Origin of the sequence: Sulfurimonas sediminis (genome assembly GCF_014905115.1) — a bacterium.
GTDB classification, from domain to species: Bacteria; Campylobacterota; Campylobacteria; order Campylobacterales; family Sulfurimonadaceae; genus Sulfurimonas; species Sulfurimonas sediminis.
Map to the genome: position 1 here is coordinate 370,346 of NZ_CP041235.1, position 12,967 is coordinate 383,312.

Annotated in this window: 17 protein-coding genes; 9 read left to right on the forward strand and 8 right to left on the reverse strand. The window is 38.0% G+C overall.

Features of this window, described 5'->3' with window-relative positions; genetic code table 11:
• Positions 1–200: 200 nt before the first annotated feature.
• The 4 genes from FJR45_RS02100 to FJR45_RS02115 all read right to left on the reverse strand — a co-directional run bounded on the left by FJR45_RS02100 (position 201) and on the right by FJR45_RS02115 (position 2,052).
• Positions 201–593, reverse strand: coding sequence for a hypothetical protein (locus FJR45_RS02100; RefSeq protein WP_193151128.1), 393 nt, complete (start codon positions 591–593; stop codon positions 201–203).
• Entirely contained in the window at positions 593–829 is a 237-nt protein-coding gene (locus FJR45_RS02105) for a PP0621 family protein (protein WP_193151129.1), read from the reverse strand. The genes FJR45_RS02100 and FJR45_RS02105 overlap by 1 nt, the downstream gene beginning before the upstream one ends.
• Positions 826–1,413 carry a 16S rRNA (guanine(527)-N(7))-methyltransferase RsmG gene (gene rsmG / locus FJR45_RS02110; RefSeq protein ID WP_193151130.1) on the reverse strand — a complete coding sequence of 196 codons (588 nt, stop codon included), beginning with the start codon at positions 1,411–1,413 and terminating at the stop codon, positions 826–828. The genes FJR45_RS02105 and rsmG overlap by 4 nt, the downstream gene beginning before the upstream one ends.
• A gap of 75 nt (positions 1,414–1,488) precedes the next feature.
• A complete protein-coding gene (locus tag FJR45_RS02115; RefSeq protein WP_193151131.1) occupies positions 1,489–2,052 on the reverse strand; it encodes a PAS domain-containing protein in 564 nt (187 codons plus the stop codon).
• Between the two features lie 111 nt (positions 2,053–2,163).
• Here FJR45_RS02115 and FJR45_RS02120 point away from each other — a divergent pair, with 111 nt between their 5' ends.
• Positions 2,164–2,607 (forward strand): CZB domain-containing protein, encoded by a 444-nt coding sequence (locus tag FJR45_RS02120; protein ID WP_193151132.1) that lies wholly within the window; start codon positions 2,164–2,166, stop codon positions 2,605–2,607.
• 3 nt (positions 2,608–2,610) lie between these two features.
• On the opposite strand, the gene ribA is transcribed toward FJR45_RS02120, so the two are convergent.
• Positions 2,611–3,174, reverse strand: coding sequence for a GTP cyclohydrolase II (gene ribA / locus FJR45_RS02125; protein WP_193151133.1), 564 nt, complete (start codon positions 3,172–3,174; stop codon positions 2,611–2,613).
• Positions 3,175–3,290: 116 nt separating this feature from the next.
• Here ribA and hemB point away from each other — a divergent pair, with 116 nt between their 5' ends.
• From hemB to FJR45_RS02150, 5 genes are read left to right on the forward strand one after another with little or no spacing between them, the layout of a single operon-like run.
• Positions 3,291–4,265, forward strand: coding sequence for a porphobilinogen synthase (gene hemB, locus FJR45_RS02130; protein ID WP_193151134.1), 975 nt, complete (start codon positions 3,291–3,293; stop codon positions 4,263–4,265).
• A 52-nt stretch (positions 4,266–4,317) separates the two neighbouring features.
• The gene (argF, locus tag FJR45_RS02135; RefSeq protein ID WP_193151135.1) at positions 4,318–5,238 is read left to right on the forward strand and encodes an ornithine carbamoyltransferase; all 921 of its coding nucleotides are present in this window, start codon (positions 4,318–4,320) and stop codon (positions 5,236–5,238) included.
• 10 nt (positions 5,239–5,248) lie between these two features.
• A complete protein-coding gene (locus FJR45_RS02140; protein WP_193151136.1) occupies positions 5,249–6,400 on the forward strand; it encodes a 5-(carboxyamino)imidazole ribonucleotide synthase in 1,152 nt (383 codons plus the stop codon).
• The gene (gene purE, locus FJR45_RS02145; RefSeq protein ID WP_193151137.1) at positions 6,397–6,912 is read left to right on the forward strand and encodes a 5-(carboxyamino)imidazole ribonucleotide mutase; all 516 of its coding nucleotides are present in this window, start codon (positions 6,397–6,399) and stop codon (positions 6,910–6,912) included. The genes FJR45_RS02140 and purE overlap by 4 nt, the downstream gene beginning before the upstream one ends.
• 20 nt (positions 6,913–6,932) lie before the next feature.
• Positions 6,933–8,120 carry a multiheme c-type cytochrome gene (locus FJR45_RS02150; RefSeq protein ID WP_193151138.1) on the forward strand — a complete coding sequence of 396 codons (1,188 nt, stop codon included), beginning with the start codon at positions 6,933–6,935 and terminating at the stop codon, positions 8,118–8,120.
• 12 nt (positions 8,121–8,132) lie between these two features.
• Here the strand turns inward: FJR45_RS02150 and trpS are convergent, their stop codons facing one another.
• Positions 8,133–9,098 carry a tryptophan--tRNA ligase gene (gene trpS / locus FJR45_RS02155; protein WP_193151139.1) on the reverse strand — a complete coding sequence of 322 codons (966 nt, stop codon included), beginning with the start codon at positions 9,096–9,098 and terminating at the stop codon, positions 8,133–8,135.
• A gap of 108 nt (positions 9,099–9,206) precedes the next feature.
• Here trpS and hpf point away from each other — a divergent pair, with 108 nt between their 5' ends.
• Genes hpf through hemJ form a run of 3 tightly spaced genes read left to right on the forward strand, consistent with a single transcriptional unit; the run spans position 9,207 to position 10,583 of the window.
• Complete coding sequence (gene hpf, locus FJR45_RS02160) at positions 9,207–9,536, forward strand: ribosome hibernation-promoting factor, HPF/YfiA family (RefSeq protein ID WP_193151140.1); 330 nt, start codon at positions 9,207–9,209, stop codon at positions 9,534–9,536.
• A 15-nt stretch (positions 9,537–9,551) separates the two neighbouring features.
• The gene (locus tag FJR45_RS02165; protein ID WP_193151141.1) at positions 9,552–10,151 is read left to right on the forward strand and encodes a hypothetical protein; all 600 of its coding nucleotides are present in this window, start codon (positions 9,552–9,554) and stop codon (positions 10,149–10,151) included.
• Between the two features lie 9 nt (positions 10,152–10,160).
• Complete coding sequence (hemJ, locus tag FJR45_RS02170; protein WP_193151142.1) at positions 10,161–10,583, forward strand: protoporphyrinogen oxidase HemJ; 423 nt, start codon at positions 10,161–10,163, stop codon at positions 10,581–10,583.
• Between the two features lie 129 nt (positions 10,584–10,712).
• On the opposite strand, the gene der is transcribed toward hemJ, so the two are convergent.
• Both der and FJR45_RS02180 read right to left on the reverse strand, forming a co-directional pair.
• Positions 10,713–12,191 (reverse strand): ribosome biogenesis GTPase Der, encoded by a 1,479-nt coding sequence (gene der, locus FJR45_RS02175; RefSeq protein WP_193151143.1) that lies wholly within the window; start codon positions 12,189–12,191, stop codon positions 10,713–10,715.
• 117 nt (positions 12,192–12,308) lie between these two features.
• A complete protein-coding gene (locus tag FJR45_RS02180) occupies positions 12,309–12,911 on the reverse strand; it encodes an LPP20 family lipoprotein (RefSeq protein WP_193151144.1) in 603 nt (200 codons plus the stop codon).
• Positions 12,912–12,967 lie beyond the last annotated feature (56 nt).

Consider the following 12,967-nt stretch of genomic DNA (forward strand, 5'->3'; position numbering starts at 1 on the left):
TTTTATAAACCAGGCTTTAGTTTTCAAGACGCATAGCCCGGACTGAAGTCTCAATGCCATTAAGTTAAGAAAATTAATGCTTTCTCGGAACCGGTACTTCAGTGCCGGCTGTTGCAATAGTCTTGCCACTCTCAGCCCGGACTGAAGTCCGCGTTCCCAAAGAGATGCTTGGCTTAATGGCATTGAACTCTTAACATAGTTTATGAAGCTATTTTTACAATCGCCTCTGTAAATACAACACCGTCTATTCCCAACAGTGCCATCTCTTCTATCTCTTCTTCATTCTCTATATGGACTAATATCTTTGCATCAAAAAGATAGTTTTCAGCAATTTTTTGGGCAGTTTTTGCCAGTTTTTGCTCTACATGTATGTAACCTGCACCCAGGGCAGAAGCATAAATGAGTTCTGTGACATTTTGCACTTTGAGTGCGAATTTTATGGAATTTTGACTGAGGTATTCAATAATATCAAGATTTTTCTCCTCAAAGTCCAGGTAAATTATTGACGCAGGCGGTGTCTGAATAATCGCGTCTATATCAGACACATGATAAAATTTTTCACTCTTTATAAATCTATGACCAAATAAAAGCATTATTTTCCCTTTTCTAAACATTCGCGAGAGCAGTAGTATTTTCCGTTACTGAGAACAGACTCTTGTATTTCTGCATAAACACCACAGCTTGCACACTCCACCATTTCATCGGCATCAGGCTTTGCGGAGTCTTTTTTCGTGTTCTTTTTTGTAACTTTTGCTTTTGGTTTTGTCTTGAAAAACAGAAAGTAAACCGCAGCAATAACTGCTCCGATTATAAGTATTTTCAGTATCATAATTCTTCTCCTAGAAGCAAATAGTGTCTGTTTTTTGTTTCAATTATTTTATGTTTAATATCAATATCTGTTTCAATTTCATCAAAAACTTTTTCACCTTTGTAAAAAAGCAGCTTTGAATGAGCATCCCGAAAGTTTTTACTTAAGCGTAAAAGCATTTTTGTGTCTGTGACGGCACGTGATGTGATAAGATCAAATACTTTGGGTTGCATCTCTTCAACCCGTTTTTTTACGACTTGTACATTGTCAAGTCCCAAATCAGCCTTGACAAACTGTAAAAAACTTGCCCGTTTTGTTAAAGGCTCTACAAGTGTCACCTCTGTGTGTGGCAGTGCAAATGCCAAAATCATTCCCGGAAATCCGGCACCGGTACCTATATCGAGCAGAGAGTCTACTTTTGGTAAAAAGCTCACAGGAAAGACCGCATCATAAATGAACTCATTTATAGTCTGCTCACTTTTTGCACCTGTAAGATTATGAATTTTATTCCATTTAAAGAGGTGCTCTTTGTATTTTTGTATGTTTTGAAAAAAATTATTTGGTAACTCTATTTTGTCATGAGTCAGTGTTGTTTTTAAATCCAATAAAATATCCTTTAAAAAGGATATTTTATCTGAATATTATTTAATAGAATGTAAATTGCGGGAATTCAGAATTTATTATGAAAATATTTTTTTCATAGCTGTAAAGAAAATTTTGAACAGACCTTTGTTTCCAACGAGGTCATCAATAAACTCGTCATAAGTGATTTGTTTTTCTTCAAAAAATCCTCTTAAATATTTTTCACTTGCTTCCATTCCTCCTTCTTGCTCGATCTCTAGCAGTTTTGCATAAATCGGTTCCATTATATCAATTGCTTTTTGCGGAGCAGCTTTTCTGTATGCCGTATGAGAGATGATTTTGTTTGTAATAGGATCTATTTTTGGTTCAAACTCTGTGACAACCCAGTAGTAACTTCCGTCTTTGGCAAGGTTTTTGACAACAGCTATGATGTTTTTTGCTTCGTTTATTCTGTCCCACATCATTTTAAACACTACTTTTGGCATGTCTGGATGCCGTATAATACTGTGAGGTTTTCCTATGAGTTCAGGTTCGGTGTATCCGGATATTTCCACAAAATAATCATTGCCGTATTCAATGATTCCTTTGGGATCTGTCTTTGAAACGATATATTTTTTTGGATTTAATTTGATTTGGTTATTAATTGGTTCTGGGTGTTTCAAGTTACATTCCTTTCTTAAGTTTTGACAAATTATATAATGATTTTTCTTAAATAGATGAATAAATTTAGAAATTTTATGTAATAATACAAGTACTTTATAAGGTGAAACAATATGACGAAAGAAAAAACGATAGATGCGATGGAACATGCCCGTGAGGCACATATAGAGCAGATGACAAAAATAAAGTTTTTTATTGAAGGCAAAAATATTGACAGTTTAACACCTGTGTCAAAAATGAAGTGTGAATTCGGGCAATGGTTTTATGATGATACCCAGAAAATAAAAAGTGTTTTGGGTGTTCAGTTTTATGAAAGTTTAGACAGGATGCATGAAGAGTGGCATATACAGTATGCCAAAATCCATACTATATTTATGGGTGCAAAAGAGGAAGGTTTTTTTTCCAAACTGTTTAAAACACATAAGGTAGATGATTTGGAACTCGAAAAGGCAAAAGTATATTATAAAGATCTTGAAGAGATTACAAAAGATCTGCTGAGACTTCTTGAGACAAGCAAAAGAAGAGTGCAGGCTCTGAGCGCATCAAAGTTTTCCTGATATTTATAAAAGATGTCCCATTCCGTCACGCTTGACATCAAGGTAGCCTTCATTATGCTTGTTCGGTTTCATAATGATAGGGATTCTTTCAACAATTTCAACACCGCTGATTGAGTTGACTTTGTCAGGATTGTTGGTCAGCAGTTTTATTTTTTTGATATTGTAATGATGCAAAATAAAAGTGACGACTTCATAGGTACGCTCATCTGCAGCAAAACCGAGTTGATGGTTGGCCTCTATAGTATTGAGTCCTTTGTCCTGCAGGGCATAGGCGTTGATTTTGTTTAAAAGTCCTATATTTCTGCCCTCTTGCCGAAGATAGATTACCATTCCGCCGGTTTCGTCAGCCATTTGCAAACCATACTCAAGCTGGTCACGGCAGTCACATTTTAAACTGCCTATGGCATCCCCGGTAAGACACTCCGAGTGAACACGTACTATCGGTACTTCAGCCAACTCTTTTGCACAAATAACAAGATGCTCTTTCTGACCTTGTTTAAAAGCCTGTACATTGAAATCACCGAATCTTGAGGGCAAATCTGCCACATCAGATATTTTTATTTGCATTCATGTTATCCTAATCATACAATTTTGTCAGTATTATAGTTAGATTTATATTACTTATGTATTAATTTAATCTTTAAAAGAGTAAAATAGCCTCTTTAAAATATAAAGGGTCAAAAATGTTTCAAAGATTTCGTAGAACCAGACTCAACAGGCATCTTCGTGCGCTTGTAAGAGAAACACATGTAACTGTAGATGATTTTATATATCCGCTTTTTGTTCGCAGAGGAGAGAATATTAAAATAGAAGTGGCATCCATGCCGGGTGTTTATCAGATGAGTATTGATGAGGCTGTAAAAGAGTGTGCAGTGCTTAAAGATTTAGGTTTGTATTCTATCATTCTTTTCGGTATTCCTGATGTTAAAGATTCCATAGGCAGTGATGCTTTGTGTGAACACGGGATTATTGCTTCAGCAGTACGGGAGATAAAAAAAGCACATCCTGATATGTTTGTTGTCACAGATTTGTGTTTTTGTGAATATACCGATCACGGGCATTGCGGCATAATTGATGATGAGCGTGAGACAGTTGATAATGATGCCACTTTGGAGATCTCCGGACAGCAGGCAATTATACATGCTAAAGCAGGTGCCGATATGATAGCACCTTCGGGTATGATGGATGGCATCATTGAAACATTGCGGACATACCTTGACAGAGCAGGGTTTAACGATTTACCGATAATGGCATACTCTACAAAATTTGCAAGCGGATATTACGGACCGTTTCGCGATGTGGCTGAATCAACTCCTAGTTTTGGTGACCGCTCTTCGTACCAGATGGATCCTGCAAACCGTCGTGAAGCGATTGCCGAGAGTATCTCTGATGAAAAACAGGGTGCTGACATTTTGATGGTAAAGCCTGCTTTGGCATATCTGGACATTGTGCGTGAGATAAAAGACAACACTTCGCTTCCGATGGCTGTTTACAATGTAAGCGGTGAGTATGCCATGCTGAAATTTGCCGGCATGAACAATTTGATAGATTATGAACGTGTGGTGATGGAGACGATGACAGCATTTAAACGTGCAGGCGCTGATATAATTATCTCATATCATGCAAAAGAAGTAGCACAAATGCTCAAAAATCGCTAATTTAAAGAAAAGTATATTAAAATAGCTGATAAACAAAAAAGAGGAAGAAACTGTGAGACATTTTTTAACACTCAAAGATTTTACCAAAGAAGAGATTTTAGAAATTATAGATATCGGCCTGAAAATAAAAAAAGAGCTCAAAGCGGGTATTTACAATAAAGAATTAGAGATGCAGACACTTGCTATGATCTTTGAAAAGAGTTCAACAAGAACGCGTGTAAGTTTTGAAACAGGCATGTTTCAGCTTGGGGGGCATGCGCTTTTTCTCTCTAGCCGTGATATTCATTTGGGACGGGGAGAACCTGTAAAAGATACGGCAAGAGTCATTTCGAGCATGTGTGACATGGTTATGATACGCACCTATGAGCATTCTATGATTGAAGAGTTTGCTTCTTACTCAAAAGTACCGGTTATTAACGGACTTACTGATACCTATCATCCCGTGCAGCTTTTGGCTGATTATATGACGATGATTGAATTTGGAGTTGCCGAAAATGCAATTGTTGCCTACGTCGGTGACGGAAACAATATGACAAACTCATGGTTGATGCTTGCTGCAAAACTGGGCTTTGAATTACGCATTGCAACACCAAAGGGATATGAAGTGGACAGTAAGGTTCTTCGAGATGCTTTGGATATAGCAAAAGAGAGCGGTGCGATTATCAGGGTGATGAATGACCCGAAAGAGGCAGTGCGCGGGGCTACAATTGTCACAACAGATACATGGGCTTCAATGGGTCAAGAGGATGAAAAAGAGCAGCGAATCAAAGATTTTAAAGGTTTTATGGTTGACGGACTGACGATGTGTCTTGCGCAAAAAGATGCAAAATTTTTACACTGTCTGCCGGCGTATCGCGGGCAGGAAGTCAGTGAGGAGTTGCTTGAAGACAATGCGGATATAGTGTTTGCAGAGGCTGAGAACAGACTGCATGCACAAAAAGGGCTTATGGTCTGGCTTGACAGACAAAGGTAACTGCTGAGAAATGGATAAAAATTTTAACTACTCAAATTTGAAACTCGGAATTATCGGAGGCGGGCAATTGGGCAGAATCATGTCTCACAAAGCAAAAAAGATGGGCTTTCATGTAACGATACTTGACCCCACATTCAACTGTCCCGCAGCACAGGTTTCAGACAAGCATATCCTTGGTGGATTTTATGACAAAGAGAAGCTTGAACAGTTAGTACAAGAGACAGATGTGACAACTTTTGAATTGGAACATGTAGACACTTCTATACTTAAAGAGCTGTTTGATCATGGGCATATCATTCACCCATCTCCTTATATTATCGAGCTCATTCAAAATAAATATGAGCAAAAAAAGCTGCTTGACAAAAAAGGTGTTCCTGTTCCTGCCTATAAAGATGTGAAGAAAGAGGAAGATTTGGCTGCCTTTGGATTTCCTGTTATCCAAAAAGCAAAGATGGGCGGTTATGACGGAAAGGGTGTGCAAATGCTAAAATCTGAAGCAGATGTCAAAAATGCACTCCAGACCGAGTCATTTATTGAAGAGCTTGTAGATATAGACAAGGAGCTGGCCGTAATTGTCGCGAGGAATATTGAAGGCCAGATAAAATGTTATCCTGTGGTTGAAATGCTTTTTGATGAGAGGGTAAACATTTGTGACATTGTGATGGCTCCTGCAAAAATCTCAAAAGAAACTGCAGACAAATCAAGAGAAATTTCTATTGAAGCCATCAAAGCCTTAGACGGTGTCGGAATTTTTGCTGTTGAATTGTTTCTGACAAAAAAAGGCGAGATTTTGGTCAATGAAATAGCACCACGTCCTCATAATTCTGGGCACTATACAGTCGAAGCCTGTGCAACATCACAGTTTGAACAGATTATTCGGGCCGTTACAAACCTGCCTTTGGGCTCTACCAAGCTTATTTCTCCGGCTGTTATGATTAATTTGCTCGGAGAAGAGGGGTACGAGGGAGAACCTTTTATAGAAGGGATTCATGATGCATTGGAGATTCCGGAGCTCTCTTTTCATTTTTACGGAAAAACCTTTACGAAACCATATAGAAAGATGGGACATGTAACAATCCTTGATGATGATATTGATCAGGCACTGCAAAAAGCGATGCAGGCAAAAGATATTCTAAAAATAAAAGGAAGTAAAAAGATATGAGTAAAGCATTGGTTGGAATTATTATGGGGAGTGACTCGGATTTACCGGTTATGAGTGCTGCTATTGAGATATGTGAAGCATTTGGTGTTGTCTGTGAAGTTGATATTGTCTCCGCACACCGCACACCGCAAAAACTTGTAGAGTATGCACAAACAGCACACTCAAGAGGCTTGCGTGTCATCATCGCCGGAGCCGGTGGAGCTGCACATCTGCCGGGTATGATTGCTGCACTGAGTGTCTTGCCTGTTATTGGTGTGCCGGTGAGAAGTTCTGCGCTTGATGGAATGGATTCACTTCTTTCTATCGTGCAAATGCCTGGAGGCGTTCCTGTTGCCACAGTAGCTATTAACGGTGCCAAAAATGCGGGAATTCTTGCAGCGCAGATTATCGGGACAGGAGATGAAGCCCTGCAACAAAAGATTGCCGAGTATAAAACTTCCATGAAGGATGAGGTAGACAAAAAGTCAGAAAAACTGGCAAAAATGAAGTACAAAAAGTACTTGAACCAATAGCAGACAAGGATTTTATTCAGATGAAATTTTTTCTTTTTTTACTCATTTTTTTTAGTTCTCTTTTTGGGGCAAAAGCAGTCGAAGTCGGTCAACGGTTTGAAAGTTCTGAAAACTGTAAAGTCTGTCACAGACGTATAGTGGAAGAGTGGAGTAATTCATGGCACGCAAAAAGCCATTTTGAAAAAGATGAGTATTTTAAGAAAAGTCTTGAGTATGTCAGCCGTAAAACAAGAAAAAGTTTAAATGCTGTAAAAATTCAGTGTGCTACCTGTCATAATCCTCGAATCAGTGTAACAAAGACAGATGAAGATTATGAAATTGCTGCTGTTATGGGATTGACAGATGAAGATGATCCTGTCAACAAAGCAGTAAATTCAAAGGTTATCAGTGAGGGAATCAACTGTGTTGTTTGTCACAATATAGATAAAATACATGATGAATATGACAAATCAAAACGAGGAATAAACAGAGTGGAATGGACTCCGTCGGGTGTCATGACGGGACCTTTTAAAGATGCCAAATCGCCTTATCATAAAATAGTCTCACATGAGTTTATGCGTTCAAATCCAAATAAACTCTGTTTTGTGTGCCATGCAAATGACAGAAGTGTAAAAGGCGTGGTTTTTACAGATATGGAGAGTGAGTATGTCGGGAAGCAGACCTGTGTTTCTTGTCATATGGGTCCCAAACAAAAGGGTGTTGCCGCAACATATAGAATGTATAACGGGAAAGCAAAAATGCGAATGGTGAGAAAACACGGATTTATTGGTGCGCATACACCGGGTTTATGGAAAGATGCTTTGCGTTTACAACTGAAAAAACAAAAAAACAGACTGCTCATAAAAATTAAAAATCCGCAACCACACAATATACCAAGCGGTTTTGGTTCAAGAGAAATTTTAGTGGAAGTTGTGTATAAAAAAGGGAATGTTACTGTTGGTCAAAAAACTATTTCTCTTACACGACACTATATAAGAAAACATAAAAAAGTCGGTATTGCACATCTCGCAGTGAAGCAAAGTAAAGATACAAGCATAAAGGCACATGGTGAGAAAACAATACGTTTGCCGCTGATCAAGGGGGCAGAGAGCGTTGAAGTGACATTGTATTATCGTCTGGTAAACGATGAGGTTCGCAGTTTACTGGATTTGAAAGAACCGATTTGGTCGAAAAAGAACTTTATTGCTAAAAGTTCTTTACGACTTTGATAAAATACTTTTTTAGTATTTTATCCCTGTTACTGTTCTGACTTTGTCTATAGTCGGAGCTACAATCTCTTTTGCTTTGTGCGCACCCTGGAGGAGTATTTCTCTCACTTCGTCTTGGTGGGCTGCATAATATTCTCTTTTTTCTCTGTAGGGCTTGAAAAATTCCCAGATGATATCATGCAGATAGAGTTTGAAGTGTCCGTGTCCTTCACCGCCTTTTTTATACCTTTGCTGGAGTTCTTTACATTCATTTTCATTTAAAAAGAGTTTTGCCATATTGTACACATTACAGGTTTCATACTCTTTTGGTTCTTCCATAGGTACCGCTTCGGTAACAATTTTTTTGATTGTTTTGAGCTGTTTTTTCTCTTCACCAAATATATTGACAGTGTTGTTATAGCTTTTGGACATTTTCTGTCCGTCGGTTCCCGGAACTGTGGCAACATTGGCTTCTATTTTATATTCCGGAAGTTTAAATATATCGCCATATTCGTTGTTGAATTTTATGGCGATGTCGCGTGCAATTTCAACATGTTGGATCTGATCTTTTCCTACCGGTATAATATCAGGCTGATAGAGCAAAATATCGGCAGCCATTAAAACAGGATAGGAAAAGAGCGAATGGTTTGCAGCTATGCCTTTGGCTGTTTTGTCTTTATAGCTGTGAGCACGCTCAAGCAGCCCCATAGGCGTAAAAGAAGAAAGAACCCAGTAAAGTTCCAGAACTTCTTTTACATCAGACTGTACCCAAAAAGTTGATTTTTGCGGGTCTATGCCCAGTGCCAAAAAATCTGTTGCCGACTGCATAGTCAGTTCTGCCAGTCTTTTGCCGTCTTTTACACTTGTCTGTGCATGGTAGTTTGCTATAAATGCAAAAGTGTCATTCTCTTTTTGCGCATCGACCATCTGTTTGATAGAACCAAAATAGTTTCCTATATGTAAATCACCTGAGGGTTGAATACCGGTTAAAACTCTCATTATACAATTCCTGATTTTTTAAGGCGTATTATACCCATCTCAGCTTTATTTTGCTATTATATAGTTACATATAATTAAGCCATATGGCTTAAAATTAAAGGATTTATGATGATAGTACAAATTCGTGCAAAAGATATAACTTTAACAGACGAAAAGAAAGCACATATAGAACAGGGCATTGAAAAATTTAAAAAGTTTTCTTTAGATATTACGAGAGTAAATTGTATAGTTTCTGCTGAAAAAGCAGGTGTTTTGGTAGAATTTGAAATACATGTGGCGCACTCTGCTCCTATTGTCATCAGTGAACATCATAAAGATTTAGATGCAGCTATTGATCTTGCTGTTGACCGTGCAAATAAAGCTTTACGCCGCTTACATGACAAAGTAACTGATCATAAAGGGCCTTCTATTAAAGAACTAGAACCGATTGATGCATAAGGCAAAACAGAATAGATGAAATTAATATTTTTATTGATATTGGGGTTCAATTTAGCCGCTGCCCAAAACAATTATTCATTACGGGTAGCAGTGGGCAAACCAACATTGCATTCACTTGCCAATATATTGCTAGGGAAGTTTGGAGCTTATAGAGATGATTTAAAAGCGTATAATTTGGATGGAGGGTATCTTTTAACAAAAGATTTATTTACTTTACCATTAGATTTGTATCTAAAAGGCGGATTGACCTATTATAAAGATCCGTTTTATAATGATGTATTTGGTGCGGATTTTTATATAAAGATTTATTATAATGTTGATTTTTGGAAAAACAGAATAAGAATTGGCTTTGGTGAGGGCGTTTCTTACACAAACCGTATTTTAGAAATAGAGCGAATTGATGCAGCATTGCAAAATGACAATAATTCACGTTTTTTAAATTATCTTGATATAAGCTTGGATTTTGATTTGGGAAAACTTATGAAATATAAAGAATTAAATGAAGTATATGTTGGATTTTTAATCAAACACCGTTCAGGAATTGTTGGAACTATTAACAATGTAAGTCATGGCGGTTCCAATTTTGAATCTATATACATAGAAAAAAACTTTTAGGTGTCTTATATGTATAACTGGCTTTTATGGTTTCACGTCATCTCTTTTATCTCCTGGTTTGCAGTATTGTTTTATCTGCCGAGACTTTTTGTCTATCATGTTGAAAACAGTGACAACAAAGGCTTTGTGGAGGTAGTTAAAATTCAGGAAATGAAGCTTTTTAAATATATAGGTGTACCTGCTATGTGGGCTACTCTACTTAGCGGTGCGGTACTTATTTATCTTGGCGGATGGATGAGTGCCCCATGGTTACATGTAAAGCTGTTATTCGTGCTTTTACTGGTTATAAATTTTTATTCTATGAACTTTTACAGAAAACAGCTTTTAGAAGACAGATGCACAAAAAGTGGAAAGTTTTTTAGAATGTATAATGAAGTACCGACACTTTTGATGCTTGTTATTGTGGCGATGGTCGTACTCAAACCTTTTTAAATCGGAATCGGTACTTTAGTGCCGACTGTTGTTTCTCTCTTCCTCTTTCATCTTTTTATAAAAATAAACACTCAAGGCTGTCAGCCCGATTCCACCAAATAAAAATGTAAAAGCCAGAGTATAGCTCATCTATTTGTCTCCTCTCTTTTTTGCTTTAAAAAGAAGCGGGGTTCCGCTGAAATTAAAGGCTTCACGCAGTTTGTTTGTCAGATAGCGTCTGTAGGTAAAGTGCAGACCTTTTGGCTTATTCATAACAATGGCAATTTTTGGCGGTCGTGTTTCATACTGCGTAGCATAATAGATGCGAATTACCTGTCCGTGCATGCTTGGCAGGGTGTGACGGCGCAGTGCTCGCTCCAAAACTTCATTGAGTCGGGATGTTGGAATTCTTTGTGAATAGTTTTCGTTTATTTCTAAAATCATATCATGAAGTTTATCCACTCTTTGATGGCTTTTTGCCGAAAGGGTTAAAATAGGCGCATAGGCTAAAAACTTAAATCTGTCACGCACCTCTTTGATAATTTTGTCATGCTCTTCTCTTTTGGCTATATCCCATTTGTTAAGAATGATAATACAGGCAAGCCTGTTTTGATCAACAAGTCCCGCAATTTTTTCATCCAAATCTAAAAACGGTTCACTCGCATCCAAAACCACAAGTGCCATATTTGCATTTTCAAGCATCTCTTTTGTGCGCATTAAAGCATACTTTTCAATACCGACAATTTTACCGCGACGGCGAAGCCCTGCGGTATCAACAAAGGTAAGCTGTTTGTCTTTATAGACTATGGTCTCATCTATGGGGTCAATGGTTGTACCGGCAACAGAACTAACAACAGAGCGTTCCTCGCCCAAAAGAGCATTAAGCAGGGAACTTTTTCCGACATTTGTACGCCCGATAATTGCTATTTTTATATGGTTTATGTCATTTTCATCAAACTCTTTGATACGGTCATTTTGCGCAAATATCGAGTCATCTTCTACCTCTTCCTCGTCCCAGTAGATGAAATTGTCATCTTCTTCATCCTGGGCATACTGTGAGAAAAACTCTTCATCACTGAGTTCTTCTTTCTCCTCTGTGATGATTTGTATTTCCTCTGTCTCCTCTTCTTTGAGAATATCACTTTGTGGCAGTTTGTCATAGATCCAGTCAAGCAGTTCAACAGTATTTCTGTTGTGTGCTACAGAGATACCGAAGATGGCATCTGTACCAAACTCATAAAACTCCCAGAGCTTCTCTTTCATTTTGTCATTGTCTATTTTATTGACGACAAGAGCAATGTCTTTACCCATGTTTTGGAGTTCATAAAAAAGTTTTTTGTCTTCATCTTCAGGCAAACCTTTGCCGTCTACCATATACAAAATAATGTCCGCTTTGTAGGCAGCTTTGAGTGACATCTCTTTTATTTTGTCAAAAAGCTCGCACCCTTTGTCCAGTCCGCCGGTATCTAAAAGTTCTGCTTCTTTGTCAATAATTACGGCTGTTTTTCGTTTGACATCCCGTGTTGTTCCTGCCAAATCAGATGTAATGGCATCACGTTTTTTTACCAAACGATTAAAAAGTGAGCTTTTTCCAACATTTGGACGGCCGATAATTGCGATTTTTTTCATGAGCGAACCTTGTAAACTTGCGAAGAATTATAAAATATTTTTGAAATTATATCTAAATTATGGTTAAATGGAGGCAGAAGCAAAAACTGCCCGTTTTATGGGCAGTAGGGAGCGTTGTTATTCAGTCGGAAACTCTTTGTCTAAATTTTCCAGTGCCTGTTTTGACTGGAACTGCTGCCAAAGGGCATTGTCATTGTTGAAACTCGAATCAACTGCTTTTTTGTAGGCTTTTTTCACCTCTTGGTTGACGCTTGATTCAGGAACAGTTACAAGCATATAAATCGCACCCGATGGAGCCGTCCACATGTCTATGGCTTTTGAGCCTTTTAAATCTACTTTTGCCACCTGCTTTGTGACAGCTGTTGTGACTTTGTCCACTGTTTCGGCAGAGCCGTTTCCTGTGGCTCTCGTAAAACCTTCCATTTTGTCTTTGATTTTACTTTCAATCTGTTGTGCCAAATCAGAACGGCCGTTCATAAGAGCCACACGGCGCATATGGGCAATACCTGCTGCACTTTTTTCTGCAACACCTACACCTGCATAGTAACCGGGAACATCGGGAATACAGGTCCATCTCGGAGCGGCAACACCCTCTTGTTTACATGTAAAGGTAGGTGTGTAGACTTCCTGTTTCTTTGGTTCGGTTTTTTTACTGCTGCACCCTGTAATCGCTGCTGCTATCAGTGTTGTTGCAATTATATTTTTCATTATTTTATTCATCAAAAGTACCTTTTTATTAATATTACATGTAGTATACTACCATAAATCTTTACCAT

What these genes read in the sequence shown, in the direction of transcription:
- FJR45_RS02100 (WP_193151128.1), bottom strand. Translation starts at nt 593, where the DNA reads ATGCTTTTATTTGGTCATAGATTTATAAAGAGTGAAAAATTTTATCAT.
- FJR45_RS02105 (WP_193151129.1), bottom strand. Translation starts at nt 829, where the DNA reads ATGATACTGAAAATACTTATAATCGGAGCAGTTATTGCTGCGGTTTAC.
- FJR45_RS02120 (WP_193151132.1), top strand. Translation starts at nt 2,164, where the DNA reads ATGACGAAAGAAAAAACGATAGATGCGATGGAACATGCCCGTGAGGCA.
- ribA (WP_193151133.1), bottom strand. Translation starts at nt 3,174, where the DNA reads ATGCAAATAAAAATATCTGATGTGGCAGATTTGCCCTCAAGATTCGGT.
- hemB (WP_193151134.1), top strand. Translation starts at nt 3,291, where the DNA reads ATGTTTCAAAGATTTCGTAGAACCAGACTCAACAGGCATCTTCGTGCG.
- FJR45_RS02140 (WP_193151136.1), top strand. Translation starts at nt 5,249, where the DNA reads ATGGATAAAAATTTTAACTACTCAAATTTGAAACTCGGAATTATCGGA.
- purE (WP_193151137.1), top strand. Translation starts at nt 6,397, where the DNA reads ATGAGTAAAGCATTGGTTGGAATTATTATGGGGAGTGACTCGGATTTA.
- FJR45_RS02150 (WP_193151138.1), top strand. Translation starts at nt 6,933, where the DNA reads ATGAAATTTTTTCTTTTTTTACTCATTTTTTTTAGTTCTCTTTTTGGG.
- trpS (WP_193151139.1), bottom strand. Translation starts at nt 9,098, where the DNA reads ATGAGAGTTTTAACCGGTATTCAACCCTCAGGTGATTTACATATAGGA.
- hpf (WP_193151140.1), top strand. Translation starts at nt 9,207, where the DNA reads ATGATAGTACAAATTCGTGCAAAAGATATAACTTTAACAGACGAAAAG.
- FJR45_RS02165 (WP_193151141.1), top strand. Translation starts at nt 9,552, where the DNA reads ATGAAATTAATATTTTTATTGATATTGGGGTTCAATTTAGCCGCTGCC.
- hemJ (WP_193151142.1), top strand. Translation starts at nt 10,161, where the DNA reads ATGTATAACTGGCTTTTATGGTTTCACGTCATCTCTTTTATCTCCTGG.
- der (WP_193151143.1), bottom strand. Translation starts at nt 12,191, where the DNA reads ATGAAAAAAATCGCAATTATCGGCCGTCCAAATGTTGGAAAAAGCTCA.
- FJR45_RS02180 (WP_193151144.1), bottom strand. Translation starts at nt 12,911, where the DNA reads ATGAATAAAATAATGAAAAATATAATTGCAACAACACTGATAGCAGCA.